Origin of the sequence: Alteromonas sp. IB21 (genome assembly GCF_016405965.1) — a bacterium.
GTDB lineage: Bacteria > Pseudomonadota > Gammaproteobacteria > Enterobacterales > Alteromonadaceae > Alteromonas.
The window spans coordinates 1-13363 of record NZ_JAEFCD010000029.1; the positions used below are offsets into that span (position 1 = coordinate 1).

The 13363-nt window shown below is 44.2% G+C and carries 12 protein-coding genes; 4 read left to right on the forward strand and 8 right to left on the reverse strand.

The window, feature by feature from the left end; translation table 11 throughout:
• Nucleotides 1–122 precede the first annotated feature (122 nt).
• The 5 genes from JC525_RS16650 to zwf are packed head-to-tail and all read right to left on the reverse strand — an operon-like array spanning nt 123 to nt 5747.
• Nucleotides 123–767 (reverse strand): bifunctional 4-hydroxy-2-oxoglutarate aldolase/2-dehydro-3-deoxy-phosphogluconate aldolase, encoded by a 645-nt coding sequence (locus JC525_RS16650; protein WP_015067462.1) that lies wholly within the window; start codon nt 765–767, stop codon nt 123–125.
• A 3-nt stretch (nt 768–770) separates the two neighbouring features.
• Entirely contained in the window at nt 771–1724 is a 954-nt protein-coding gene (locus JC525_RS16655; protein ID WP_015067463.1) for a glucokinase, read from the reverse strand.
• Nucleotides 1724–3550, reverse strand: a complete 1827-nt coding sequence (edd, locus tag JC525_RS16660) for a phosphogluconate dehydratase (protein ID WP_198816830.1) — start codon at nt 3548–3550, stop codon at nt 1724–1726. The genes JC525_RS16655 and edd overlap by 1 nt, the downstream gene beginning before the upstream one ends.
• A 9-nt stretch (nt 3551–3559) precedes the next feature.
• Entirely contained in the window at nt 3560–4252 is a 693-nt protein-coding gene (pgl, locus tag JC525_RS16665) for a 6-phosphogluconolactonase (RefSeq protein WP_198816831.1), read from the reverse strand.
• A 1-nt stretch (nt 4253) separates the two neighbouring features.
• Complete coding sequence (gene zwf, locus JC525_RS16670) at nt 4254–5747, reverse strand: glucose-6-phosphate dehydrogenase (RefSeq protein WP_198816832.1); 1494 nt, start codon at nt 5745–5747, stop codon at nt 4254–4256.
• A gap of 284 nt (nt 5748–6031) precedes the next feature.
• On the opposite strand from zwf, the gene JC525_RS16675 reads away from it, so the two are divergent.
• The 3 genes from JC525_RS16675 (at nt 6032) to JC525_RS16685 (ending at nt 9650) form a co-directional block, all read left to right on the forward strand.
• The gene (locus JC525_RS16675) at nt 6032–6883 is read left to right on the forward strand and encodes a MurR/RpiR family transcriptional regulator (RefSeq protein WP_105929740.1); all 852 of its coding nucleotides are present in this window, start codon (nt 6032–6034) and stop codon (nt 6881–6883) included.
• Between the two features lie 235 nt (nt 6884–7118).
• Nucleotides 7119–8555 carry a pyruvate kinase gene (pyk, locus tag JC525_RS16680; protein ID WP_198816833.1) on the forward strand — a complete coding sequence of 479 codons (1437 nt, stop codon included), beginning with the start codon at nt 7119–7121 and terminating at the stop codon, nt 8553–8555.
• A gap of 237 nt (nt 8556–8792) precedes the next feature.
• Complete coding sequence (locus tag JC525_RS16685) at nt 8793–9650, forward strand: 5'-methylthioadenosine/S-adenosylhomocysteine nucleosidase (RefSeq protein ID WP_332874128.1); 858 nt, start codon at nt 8793–8795, stop codon at nt 9648–9650.
• A 46-nt stretch (nt 9651–9696) separates the two neighbouring features.
• Here JC525_RS16685 and JC525_RS16690 read toward each other — a convergent pair whose 3' ends face one another.
• Nucleotides 9697–10074 carry a hypothetical protein gene (locus JC525_RS16690; protein WP_198816835.1) on the reverse strand — a complete coding sequence of 126 codons (378 nt, stop codon included), beginning with the start codon at nt 10072–10074 and terminating at the stop codon, nt 9697–9699.
• A gap of 680 nt (nt 10075–10754) precedes the next feature.
• Nucleotides 10755–11354 carry a BON domain-containing protein gene (locus JC525_RS16695; RefSeq protein ID WP_198816836.1) on the reverse strand — a complete coding sequence of 200 codons (600 nt, stop codon included), beginning with the start codon at nt 11352–11354 and terminating at the stop codon, nt 10755–10757.
• A 365-nt stretch (nt 11355–11719) separates the two neighbouring features.
• Between JC525_RS16695 and JC525_RS16700 the strand changes: the two genes are divergently transcribed.
• Complete coding sequence (locus JC525_RS16700) at nt 11720–12697, forward strand: endonuclease/exonuclease/phosphatase family protein (protein ID WP_198816837.1); 978 nt, start codon at nt 11720–11722, stop codon at nt 12695–12697.
• 29 nt (nt 12698–12726) lie between these two features.
• Here JC525_RS16700 and JC525_RS16705 read toward each other — a convergent pair whose 3' ends face one another.
• Nucleotides 12727–13275, reverse strand: a complete 549-nt coding sequence (locus JC525_RS16705) for a hypothetical protein (RefSeq protein ID WP_198816838.1) — start codon at nt 13273–13275, stop codon at nt 12727–12729.
• Nucleotides 13276–13363: the final 88 nt, after the last annotated feature.

Genomic DNA, 13363 nt, shown 5'->3' on the forward strand with positions numbered 1-13363 from the left:
CTTTACGTACATTTGAGCCGCACAGTATGTGTTTTTTTGTTAAACAACACATACTAATTATGAACATAAAAAAACCTGCATAAAGCAGGTTTTTTCTCTTTAAGCTAATGACTAAAGCGTGCTTATTGATTTGCACCAGCAACCGCTTCTTTAGCCAATTGCGTAATACGTGCCCAATCACCCGCTTCAATGGCATCATCTGGTGCTAACCAAGAACCACCCACACACTTCACGTTGTTTAGTGCAAGATAGTCATTGTAATTGTTAGGGCCAATGCCACCCGTTGGGCAGAATGTTACATCAGGGAATGGGCCACTAATTGACTTAATTGCTTTAACACCACCTGAAGCTTCCGCTGGGAAGAATTTCATATGGGTGTAACCTGCATCTTTCCCTTTCATTAGGTCGGAGGTAGACGAGATACCAGGAATAAGTGGAATTTCTGCGTCCATACCGGCTTTAAGCAAATCTGCGGTCATACCAGGGCTGATGGCAAATTTTGCGCCCGCTTCCACAACCGCCTTAAGTTGTTGTGCGTTCGTTACCGTACCTGCGCCAATAAGCGAATCGGGAACTTCTTCAGCAATACGTTTAATAACGTCAATAGCTGCAGGGGTGCGCAGAGTCACTTCTAATACTTTAATTCCACCTTCCATGAGCGCTTTAGCCAGAGGCACAGCCTTTTCCACATCATTGATCACCAATACTGGGACCACTGGACCGGCCGCAAAAATTTCCTCTGGTGAGTATTTCCATTTCGTTGTCATAATTTAGCTCGCTGTATTTTGATTTAGATAAGCAGCTGCGCCAAGAAGGCCATGGTCAGGTTCTGCTATCAAATAGGTGGGAATGTCTTTTACGTAGTGCTTCATTTGGCCTTTAGCTTCGAAACGGGCTCTGAAGTCACTATTTTTTATAAACTCAGGAAAACGATTAGCGATACCACCGCCAATAAAAATGCCGCCGGTCGTGGCCATATTCAGGGCCAAGTTTCCGGCAAAGCTACCCATTATGCGACAAAACTGCGTCAGTGTAGCTTCGGCAATTTTGCAGGTTCCCGCGATAGCCGCTTCAGTAATCTGAGCAGGATCAGCAAATGTAACCGGCTCACCGGCGTTGTTTGCCAGCGCAGTATAAATATTGTGTATACCACGCCCTGACATCACTTCTTCAGCTGATGCGCGTCCAAAAGTAGCCTGAAGATGGCGCCACACAATCACATCGGTTTCATCTACAGGGGCAAAGTCAACGTGACCGCCTTCGCCATCAAGGGTTTGCCAACCAGAAGATGTCATGGTGATATGTTCAACACCAAGGCCAGTACCAGGGCCAAATACCGCAATGTTTCCATTAGCTTTAGCGGTTCCCTCGCCTATTTGAACAACTTGTTCATCACTTAAAACCGGTAATGAATGCGCAACTGCAGTGAAGTCATTAATCACATACAAGGCGTCCAGCTTTAATTGTGAACGCAACGCATTTTGTGAAAACGCCCAACTGTGGTTAGTCATTTCCACTTGGTCGCCTAACACTGGGCAAGCAATGGCTATACAGCCTTCTGTGAACGCATATTGCGGTAAATCAGCAAAATATTGAGCAATGGCAAGGTCAATACTGGCGAAGTCATTGCACATATATTTGATAATATCGGCAACGCCTGTCTCTGTTACACGCGCTAAACGGATATTAGTACCGCCAACATCAGCAACAAACTTATGACTCATTACGCTTGCTCCTGAGTGTAAAACAATGAACAAGCACCTTCTTCTGCGCCCGTTAAGATAGCGCGGATCCCAGCAAACATTTCACGCCCCATGCCAGTGTGATGATGTGCAAGATTAGCAGGCTTCGCTTCGCGTGCCGCTAGTGTTTCATCATCCACATGTAAGGTTAATGCGCCCGTTTCTGTGTTTAGCTCTATAACATCGCCGTCTTGCACTTTAGCCAGTAAACCGCCTTTATAGGCTTCTGGAGTGACGTGAATAGCAGCAGGTACTTTACCCGATGCACCTGACATACGCCCGTCAGTTACAAGCGCCACTTTAAAGCCGCGATCTTGTAGCACACCTAGTGGTGGTGTAAGACGGTGTAGCTCAGGCATACCGATAGCTGAAGGTCCTTGGAAACGCACAACGACGATACAATCTTTATCTAGCTTGCCAGACTTAAACGCGTCATCCAGTTCAAACTGATCTTCAAACACAACCGCTGGTGCTTTGATATTGCAGTGCGGCGTGCGAAGCGCAGAGGTTTTAATAACACCGCGTCCTAGATTGCCGTCTAGTACACTTAGACCGCCATCGGGCTTAAACGGCGCTTCAACGGTTGCGAGTACTTCTTTGTCGAGCGACTCAGTAGGACCATCTCGCCATTCTAGCTCGCCATCTTTGAGGACTGGCTCTTTGGTGTATAAGTCTAGTCCTTCACCAACAATTGTTTTCACATCGTTGTGAAGTAAACCGGCATCAAGCAGTTGCTTGATAAGTAAAGACATACCACCAGCAGCAACGAAGTGATTAATGTCAGCTGAGCCGTTAGGGTAAATACGAGTAAGTAGCGGCACTGCATTAGAGATATCCGAGAAGTCATCCCAATTTACGATATAGCCCGCAGCACGCGCCACTGCGATAAGGTGCATGGTGTGGTTAGTTGAGCCACCCGTTGCAAGCAAACCGACAAGACCGTTCACAATGGCCTTAGCATCGACAATGTGGCCAATTGGCGTGTAGTTATCACCAAGATCAGTCAAGCGCGTTGCTTGAACCGCTGCCGCTTTTGTAAGCGCGTCACGTAATGGCGTGCCCGGATTAACAAAAGAAGAGCCTGGTAAGTGCAAGCCCATCATTTCAACCACTAACTGGTTTGAGTTCGCGGTACCATAAAACGTACACGTTCCCGCAGAGTGGTAAGACTGAGACTCTGCTTCTAATAGTGCGTCACGGCCTACTTTGCCTTCAGCAAATTCTTGGCGAACCCGTGCTTTTTCTTTGTTTGGCAGACCCGACGGCATTGGACCAGCTGGAACAAAAACGGTTGGCAAGTGACCAAAAGTTAGTGCCCCCATCAGTAGTCCAGGTACGATTTTGTCGCAGATACCAAGCATCAATGTACTATCGAACATATTGTGCGAAAGCGCGATAGCTGCACCCTGAGCAATGTTGTCACGGCTCATTAAGCTTAAATCCATACCAGATTGGCCTTGGGTAACGCCGTCACACATTGCAGGTACACCACCCGCGAACTGCGCAACACTGCCAACCTCTTTTACCGCTTCGCGAATAAGCGCTGGATAGGTCTCATAAGGCTGATGCGCAGAAAGCATATCATTGTATGCAGACACGATGGCCACATTGGCTTTGGTCATTGAACGAAGGTCAGCTTTCTCGCTTGTACCACATGCTGCAAAGCCGTGAGCCAAGTTGCCGCATGAAAGCACACCGCGGTGTGGACCCTGACGACGAGCTGCTTCAATTTTTTCTAAATACGCTTTACGCGTTTCTTTACTACGCTCGATAATTCGTTGCGTAACTTCAGCAATTTTTGGATTCATGTTTGTCTCCTATGGCGCCCACATCAAAGTAACCGGCGCACGGTTAACTACGGCGGTGATGGGCTTTTGCGCTTCGGTGGCATTTTCAATAGCGTCTAGCAATACTTGCTTTTTCTTTTCACCCGTTAAGTGCAAAAAGATATTACGGCTATTAAGTAACGCTGGTAGCGTTAGTGAAATACGTTGATGAGGTGCTGTTGTAGGTTGAACAGCAATGCAGGTTCTGCCGCTGCTCATATCTAAGCCGTCAAGGACTTGCTCAGAACAAGGGAAAAGCGATGCAGTATGTCCGTCTTCCCCCATTCCAAGAATTAATGCATCGAAAGGCTGTGACATGCTGGCCAAATTTGATTCAGCTGCATTTACGCCTTCGTTTGCATCATCAGCATCGCTTTTCAATTCGATAAAACGAGCTGCTGCGGCTTTATTTTGAATTAGGTTATTTCTGACTAAGCTGGTGTTACTGGCCTCATGGCCCTCTTCAACCCAACGCTCGTCGGCAAGGGTAATATCAACCTTATCCCACTCTAAATCGGTTTCGCTTAACTGTTTAAACAGCGCGAGCGGCGTGCGACCGCCACTAACGATAAGCGAGGCACGACCACGTGTTTTAATACCTGTCTTTAAAATACTTACCAAGTCTTGCGCAAAGGCGTCGGTAAGTGCGTCAGGTGTTTCAAATGATAGCGTTGTTAAAGCCATATTACTTCTTCTTCCCTGTTTTACTTTCATACCAGCTGCGATTTTCACGCGCCAAAAGTCCAATTGAATCAACTGGTCCCCACGTTCCAGCCTGGTATGGTTCTGGCGACTCACTTGATTGCTTCCACGCCTCAAGAATTGAGTCAACCCACGTCCATGCTTGTTCAATTTCGTCACGACGAACGAATAGCGCCTGATTCCCCAGCATCACTTCAAGAAGCAGTTTCTCATAGGCATCTGGAATACGCTCGTTAGCAAAGGCTTCAGAGAAGCTTAAGTTAAGCTTAGATTTTTGTAAGTCCATAGAGCCTGAACTAGTTAAGCCAGGTACTTTGTTCATTACTGTGATTTCAACGCCTTCATCTGGCTGCAAGCGAATAACCAGTTTATTAGGCGGAAGATTTTTAAAGCTATCGCCAAATAAGTTGTGCGGCTGACGCTTGAAGTAAATAACGACTTCACTCACCTTGGTCGGCATTCGTTTACCTGTGCGTAGGTAAAACGGCACACCCGCCCAACGCCAGTTGTCGATCTCGGCTTTAATGGCAATAAAGGTTTCTGTTTTACTTTGCGTATTGGCACCTTCTTCTTCAAGGTATCCAGGTACTTCCTCGCCCTTTACAAAGCCGGATGTATACTGACCGCGAACCGTGCTTTCGTTAATGTTGAACGAATTGATAGGACGCAGTGCTTTAAGCACTTTCAGCTTCTCGTCACGAATGCTGTCAGCGTCAAGCGTTGTTGGCGGCTCCATGGCCACAAGACTCAGAATTTGTAGTAAGTGGTTTTGAACCATGTCACGCATTTGACCTGCATCGTCAAAATAACCCCAGCGACCTTCAATACCTACTGATTCAGCAACTGATATTTGAACGTGGTCAATACAGTTGTGATCCCAGTTTGTCGCGAAAATAGAGTTTGCGAAACGCAGTGACACTAGGTTAAGAACGGTCTCTTTACCTAAGTAATGGTCGATACGGTAAATTTGCTTCTCGTCGAAGTACTCTGCCACTTGCTCATTAATGACCTTGGAGGATTCCAAATCGTGACCGATTGGTTTTTCAAGCACTACACGAACGCTTGAATCGATAATTTTGCAGCTGTGCAAACCGCGGCAAATATCGCCGTAGATAGCTGGAGGTGTCGCTAAATAGCATACCATTGTGCGAGTGGGATCAACGTGGTCATCAAGAACACAGTAGCTATCAACATCTTTCATGTCGACGCAGGCGTAATGCAAACGCGCCTTCATGCGTTCCCAAGTTTCGTCACACAAGTTCTTTTCACCAAACTTAATAAGGTTGGTGTGAACTTCCTCAATATAGGCTTCAAGCTCCATTTCCTGACGCGCTACACCAACAATAGTAGTGTCTGGATGCATCAGATTTGCTTTCTCAAGCTGATATAAAGAAGGCAATAACTTGCGTCTTGAAAGATCTCCCAGCGTACCAAAAAGTACAAAATCACAGGGTTCGTAGGAATTATCCAATACCATATTCGTTGACCTTTTAAATGTATGTGTCCGCAGCGTATTGTACAGTTATTTACAACACTAACGACTATTTTTACCGTATAGTTAACACCAAATGTAGTAAAATTACAACTTGAACCAACTATAGGATATGAATATTTACCGTTTCCCTCAGTTTACCCTCATTTCCCCCATTTGAAACAACATATTTTGTCAAAAAATTACATTTTTCTTGTCACCGACGTCACAATAGGTACTATTAGTGATGTACCTTATTATAAACAGTGCTAAGTAGTTGCTATATCTGTATGAACATTTTAGAAAAAATCACACAAAATCAAGCGGCATTCAGTAAATCTGAGAAAAAGGTTGCTGAAGTCATTCTGGCTAACCCTCAAACGGCCATACATTCGAGTATAGCAACCCTCGCTAAAATGTCCGATGTTAGCGAGCCTACCGTTAATCGTTTTTGCCGTAGGCTTGACACTAAGGGCTTTCCCGACTTTAAACTTCACTTAGCACAGAGCTTGGCTAACGGCACGCCCTATGTAAATCGGCATGTTGACGAAAACGATAGCCCAGACGAATATACCAATAAAATTTTTGAATCGACCATGGCGTCGCTTGAAGTGGCTCGTCAGTCCGTTGACGTGAACGTTGTCAATCGCGTGGTTGATTTGCTTACGCAAGCGCAGAAGATTTCGTTTTTTGGTTTAGGCGCTTCAGCGTCCGTCGCTCATGACGCTCTCAACAAGTTTTTCCGCTTCAATGTACCTGTTGTATATTTTGAAGACATCTTAATGCAGCGCATGAGCTGTATGAATTGCTCTGCCGGTGACGTGGTTGTTCTAATAAGCCACACAGGGCGCACGAAAAGCCTTGTGGAAATTGCACAAATCGCCCGCATGAATGATGCGACAGTGGTTGGTATTACATCCGCAGATAGTCCACTCGCGCAAGAGTGTAGCTATGTTTTATCATTAGAAGTACCTGAAGACACCGACATGTATATGCCTATGGCGTCTCGCATCGCCCAACTGACGCTTATAGACGTTCTAGCTACAGGGTTTACTTTGCGCCGAGGCAATAAATTTAGAGAGAATCTAAAGCGCGTTAAGGATACGCTCCGCGGCTCCCGTTACGAAAAGCGCGGTGATTAGTCCCCTATCATTGATCATTGCCCGAATTATCGTCGTATAACATACGACCTTTAGCTTTTATGAAAACGCCTAACTGGTCGAGCCAGTTAGGCGTTTTTCTTTATTTCATTCACATTATTGTCAAATTAAACTATTATTCTGTAATAAAATTACGTAAAGCGATTACAGGCACACTGTTCATATGTGCTGCCAATCATCTTTGTCTTTTCTAACTTAGAAACAGCGACGGAATCACATGACCAGAAGAACGAAAATTCTTGCCACCCTTGGACCTTCAACCGACTCTCTTGAACAAATTCAGGCATTAATTGCCGCGGGCGCAAACACAGTGCGCATGAATTTCTCTCATGGGCAAGCTGAAGATCATATAGAACGTGCGAAGCGCGTTCGTGAGGCAGCTAAAAATCTTGGTAAATACGTAGCGATATTGGGTGACTTACAAGGCCCTAAAATACGCGTAGCACGCTTCGCCGAAGGTGCAGTTCGCTTAGAAGTAGGAGCAAAGTTTATCCTTGATGCCGAACTTGGTCGTGACGAAGGTGATGTTAATCAAGTAGGAATAGACTATAAAGCGCTACCTGATGACGTTTCAGCTGGTGACATTCTTCTGCTTGATGATGGCCGAATTCAGCTGAGAGTTACTGGTGTTGAAGGGCGTAAAGTCATCACTGAAGTTACGGTTGGTGGTAAACTTTCAAACAACAAAGGCATTAACCGTCAAGGCGGTGGTCTTTCAGCCGATGCGCTTACCGATAAAGACAAAGAAGATATTAAAACTGCTGCAAAAATTGGCGTTGATTATTTGGCTGTTTCTTTCCCCCGAAGCGGCGCCGATTTGAACTATGCGCGGGAACTTGCCGAAGCCGCAGGGTGCTACGCAAAAATTTGTGCAAAGGTAGAGCGCGCTGAAACCGTCGCTTCTGACGAAGCCATGGACGACATCATCTCTGCATCAGATGCCGTTATGGTAGCTCGTGGTGATTTGGGTGTTGAAATTGGTGATGCTGAGCTTGTTGGCGTTCAAAAGAAACTCATTGCACGTTCGCGCCAGCTCAACAAAGTGGTTATCACCGCAACCCAAATGATGGAGTCGATGATCGACAGCCCTATGCCAACACGCGCAGAGGTGATGGACGTTGCGAACGCTGTTCTTGATGGTACTGATGCCGTCATGCTATCAGCTGAAACGGCGGCAGGTAACTTCCCTATCGAAACCGTAGCAGCAATGGCACGTGTATGTGAAGGCGCGGAAACACACCCCAGCGTAAAAATTTCTAAACACCGTATGGACCAGCAGTTCTCATCAACGAGCGAGTCAATTGCTTTGTCTGCTGTATACGCAGCTAATCACCTTCCAAGCGTTAAAGCAATTGTGGGCTTAACTGAAAGCGGTACTACGCCAACGTTAATGTCACGCATTACAACGTCACTTCCCATAATTGCGATGTCTCGTCACGAGTCAACACTTAATACTATGGCACTTTGCCGCGGTGTTAAGCCAGTTTATTTTGACTCATCTAACAGCGAGCCAGGTAGATTAAAGTATGATGTTATTGCTTCACTAAAAGAAAAAGGTTTAGTGAAAAGTGGCGACAGCATTATCCTGACTTACGGCGATGAAATGGAAAAAGTGGGCGCGACTAACACATTGAAAATTGTTGAAGTGGAATAGAGCCACTCGGGTATTAAAGCGAAGCAAATGCTTCGCTTTTTTTTGCCTAAAATCTGCTGATACTTCAGCACACGCCAAAAATAAGCAATCGGGCGTTTTTATTCTTTAATCTAAAACGCCAAAACCGCTACATATATACCTAACCAATAACTAGTCAGGGCAATAATGACAAGGATAAGCATGAACAGTATTAAAAACATTTTCCGTTACTCGATAAAGGTAATCACACTAGCCTTAATGCTTATAGGCGTAGTGTGGGGAAACACGACTGTACAGGCTGCAATGAAGAGTACAGAGGTAAGCTCCCAAGCGGTACCTTCACAACCTATTATGATACAAGGCCCTATGCCCATAGAAGCGGAATATTTCGCCGCGCTTTTAGACAATGTAAACATTGAGTATTCGGGCAATGCCGTATTCTACCGAGGTACATTAGACGGCTACCCTATCGTCGTTGCGAAAACCGGCAAAGGACTTGAAAATACGGCAGCCGCTACAGCAATAGGTATAGAAAGATACCGTCCACGTCTTATCATTAACCAAGGTACATCAGGTGGCCATGACCCAGGTCTAAACGTAGGCGATATAGTCCTTGGCGAACGCAGCGTGAACGCATCAAACTTTAAAACCCAAAAACTTGCTAAGGGTGAAGGATCAAAACCATTTCAATGGCTACCTATGGATCTTATGGCCTCAGAAAAAAGTGCTGGTGAAGGCAGTAACGCGAAAGACGCTGAAAAGCTACGGTTTTACCTTGGTGATAAGACGCTGATTGCGCTGGCTTCATCACTTTCTTCGTCATATAAACGGGGTAAAGTTGTGACAGGTACCATTGGCAGCGGCAACTTTTGGAATAACGAGCTAGACAGAATAGCTTGGTTACACAAAAATATGGGCACTAGTGTTGAAGAGATGGAAACCTCTGCAGCCGCACAAATTGCCCACGCATACCACACACCGTTCTTAGGTATCCGCGTGTTATCAAACAATATCACCAATCACGGTGAATACGACCCCACCACAGCGAAAGATTGCCAAGCGTTTGTCGCTGACGTGGTAAAAGCGTACATCAAGTCATTAAATCAAATAGACTGAATGCCTAATTTCGCAATGAAAAAGGCCCCTTACTAGGGGCCTCTCGTTAAATCGCTTGGGCGGTATAAATTTCCGCCTCTTTCGAAACATCGCTCGCGTACTGCGATAAATGATGACTTAAGATGTTGTCAGCGCGCTCGACAAATTCATCTCGCTTAAACTTCCATCCACGCAAGTCAGCTTGTTTTGCTTGGGAAATATAAAAGTCTAAACGGGTTTTTCTTAACAGGTGCGCTTTTTTCTTCAAGTCGAAGTGAACGAGCGAAAATCTTCTCTCAACTTTCCGAATATCAGCGTGAACGGGACGCTCTACGTCATCTGCTGTTGCTTGGCCTACAGACAGTTTCCCCTGCCCTAGAACCCCAACCACAACAATAAGCGCTGAAACTACAATACCTGAATATATCCACTTTAAAAAGTTCATGTCTCACTCCTTGAACCAATTTTGAACTGCGTTGCTTTTTACCGAGTGCCCATGCATGTTAGGGCGCTCTCACTAGCTATGCGTTTATGTACATCGCTTATCGCAGGTTGAAATTCATTGACTAGCTGCGACTAATACTCAAAGGAAAGCAGCTTTCATACCATATAAATTTACTATTAGAATCAAAAGGATATGAAAATTAACCACTACACCGAAACCTGTAGAAGGAACTTTCTACACGCTTTAAAAGAAAATTTACCCTGTCTATTCTGTACACCGTTTAGGTAACAAGTCCCGACCAAAACATATTGAGAAAGATATAGTGTTTTGCGCATGTTTGGTATTACCAAAAAGGTCACTTTTTAGGCAAGACAACCTAACAACATTAGACATAAGTTATAAAAATGCGTAGCTCTAGAGCAAAACCTAAGTTCCCTTCCTTTTGGAAATATACCGCTACCTCGGGTTCAGAACTTCTGCTTATTTTTCTGGTACGTGCAATTCGTGCAGCGTTTAAAAACCGCAGGCAAATTCGATTTAAGTGAGTGGAAATAGGGGAAAGTAGCGTACCTCAGAGTTATTTGACGCCTCCTTGGTTACTTAAACCCCTCTGAGTCGTCTTCTTTTTATGCGAAAAAGGGGCGAATGCCCCTTTTATATTGCTTTTCTTGAAAAAGCCTTTAGTTCATTGCAGTCTCGGTAACCACGCGAAGGTCGCTTTTCACGTCTTTGACGTCAGACGCATTCTTCGCAATTTCAATCGCTAGGTCACGCTCTGCGTCAGAATCAACCTCACCTGTAAGCATCACGATACCGTTTTCCACGTCAACATCTATATCAAAACCTGAGATATCGGTGTCCATTAGAAGACGTGTTTTAATTACCGTTGCAATTTTGGCGTCAGTAAGTTCGCTTGTACCGTCATCTACAGAATCTTCCATGTCATCCGACATTTCGCCTTCCATGTCCTTGTCAGCAACAACAGTCAGTTTGTTGTCTACAGACGTAACACCGTCAATATTAGCGACCAACTCTTCTGCTAGCTTCTTATCTACAGAATTTTCGACTTTACCTGTAAGCACAACATTGCCGTCTTTGACGTCGGTATTGATATCGAACGAATCCAGGTTACCATTGAACAATAGCGTAGCTTCAGCTTTACCATCAATCCATGCGTCTTTGGCGCCCTTTTCCCACTTATTGTCAGTGTCCATATCACCTGCATAAGCTGCAGTTGTCAAAGTTGTAGCAACAATCATAGAAATTAGTGAACGTTTCATAACATTTCTCCTTTGTCGAAACTCATGAGGATATAAGCCAAAACCTTGCCAACAACACAACACACTGTTTTAAATATAAATTATTAAAAATAGCTATGATGTAAATCCCCGGGATTTGAAATCTTTGCTGTGAAACGAGAACTTTTTACCTGATGTTCAAAAAGTGAGCCGCTCATATCGTCAATTCGGAAAAACACAATAAGAACACTCATTGAAATTCTGCAATAGTAGAGCAGAAAAGATTAAACTGATTTAATAATTGAAACGTAGATAAGTGAGAATATCTTCTTGTCGTTTGGTGCCTGTCAACAACGCGAGAGGAAACGGCATTCAAACATTTTTTTAATATCAAGGACGCTAACCCCATGGATATTGCGCTTATTGCTGCTTCGATATTCTTCATAACAGTCAGCTTTATTCCCCTTTTACCCTCCTCGCATTGGTTGGTTAGGGTGTGGGAGTTCCCCCGCTTACAACTATCTGTACTCATTGCCATTCTACTTATGTGCCACGCACTAAACTGGACGCCAAATCATGACTGGTTGCTTATTAATGCTCTTGTAATAATAGGATTAGGTGTAAGTCTGCTCTACCAACTAATTTGGATAATCCCTTACACACCCTTCTACAAAAAAGATGTCAAAAGAATAGAAAAACCTGAGACAAATAGCACGATAAGCGTGCTTTCAAGCAACGTATATATGCCAAACAATGACTTCAGAAAACTTATTGAACATGTAAGAAACAAACAACCAGATTTTCTAGTGACATTAGAGTCAAATGAAAAGTGGCAAAAGGGGATGAGTGAAATCGAATCAGAGTATCCTTATCGAAAGTTTTGCGCACTTGAAAACCTTTATGGCATGCATTTATATAGCAAAATACCGTTTGAAGAGGCTACGCTAAACTTCCTTATCGAAGATGATGTTCCTTCAATGAAGGTAAAGGTAAATTTCCACGGGCAAGACACCCTACTTTATTTTCTTCACCCTAAGCCTCCTAGCCCAACAGAAAACACGTATGCAAAGCCACGTGATATCGAATTAGCCGTTGTTGGAGAAGAAATATCAAAAACAAGCGGACCGATTATAGTGGCGGGCGACCTTAACGATGTAGCTTGGTCACCAACAACACGAAAGTTTAAAAAGATTAGTGGACTGCTCGATCCAAGGGAAGGTCGCGGTTTTTACAATACGTTTCACGCAAAATACCCGTTAGTTAAATGGCCGCTAGACCATGTATTTCATTCTGAGCATTTTGCATTAGTTCACATTGAGAAATTAGAGAGTATAGGCTCCGACCACTACCCTCTTTATACTGAGTTAGCGTTTATTAAAGCCTAATAAACCATCTTATCTGGGAAAAGGACTATTTAGTTAGCGCTTCTATGCTTTACACACCACATTAGGCTTTCACAAGCCTCTTCTCGCTTTTTAAAGTGTGCCAGGCCAATAAGAATACCTTCCCTTGGCCAAACTGCTTGGTCAAGCACGCTTTGATCCTCTTGAGATAGTTCCTGTCTATTTAATACAATCTCTACCGCTTTTTTGTTCGGTTTGATTAGCGTGGGGTTGGCAGCCTCGACTAACGAAGATTTAACACATATGTACTCACGTTTTACTGGGTCGCGTACTACTCCTATAAAATCATTATCACAAATTATAGCAGGCCAGCCTTCCGAGATTCGACTTTGACCAAACATGATCAACGTAAAGGCAAACAGAACAAAAAGCGTAAGGCCAATAAATTGTGCGCTTAGATCCGGGGCAACGCTTATAATCACCGCAACGACCGCAGCGAAAAATATCCAGCCACCAAACACTCGTCGCATGGCGTTTGGAGAAATCCCAGATATCACATCCACTGATTTTAGTGATTGCTTATCATATTGTTTAATAAATACAGACGATTGTGATTCCACAGCCTTTCCATGAGAAGAGTAAGAGAAACAAAAATTAGTACGTTATAAGTAAGGCTGAAGATTTACCTTCACTCAGAACAGCAACGTA

Bases quoted from the DNA above. Each gene is read 5' to 3' on its own strand.
- JC525_RS16650 (WP_015067462.1), bottom strand. From the start codon at position 767: ATGACAACGAAATGGAAATACTCACCAGAGGAAATTTTTGCGGCCGGT.
- JC525_RS16655 (WP_015067463.1), bottom strand. From the start codon at position 1,724: ATGAGTCATAAGTTTGTTGCTGATGTTGGCGGTACTAATATCCGTTTA.
- edd (WP_198816830.1), bottom strand. From the start codon at position 3,550: ATGAATCCAAAAATTGCTGAAGTTACGCAACGAATTATCGAGCGTAGT.
- pgl (WP_198816831.1), bottom strand. From the start codon at position 4,252: ATGGCTTTAACAACGCTATCATTTGAAACACCTGACGCACTTACCGAC.
- zwf (WP_198816832.1), bottom strand. From the start codon at position 5,747: ATGGTATTGGATAATTCCTACGAACCCTGTGATTTTGTACTTTTTGGT.
- JC525_RS16675 (WP_105929740.1), top strand. From the start codon at position 6,032: ATGAACATTTTAGAAAAAATCACACAAAATCAAGCGGCATTCAGTAAA.
- pyk (WP_198816833.1), top strand. From the start codon at position 7,119: ATGACCAGAAGAACGAAAATTCTTGCCACCCTTGGACCTTCAACCGAC.
- JC525_RS16685 (WP_332874128.1), top strand. From the start codon at position 8,793: ATGCTTATAGGCGTAGTGTGGGGAAACACGACTGTACAGGCTGCAATG.
- JC525_RS16690 (WP_198816835.1), bottom strand. From the start codon at position 10,074: ATGAACTTTTTAAAGTGGATATATTCAGGTATTGTAGTTTCAGCGCTT.
- JC525_RS16695 (WP_198816836.1), bottom strand. From the start codon at position 11,354: ATGAAACGTTCACTAATTTCTATGATTGTTGCTACAACTTTGACAACT.
- JC525_RS16700 (WP_198816837.1), top strand. From the start codon at position 11,720: ATGGATATTGCGCTTATTGCTGCTTCGATATTCTTCATAACAGTCAGC.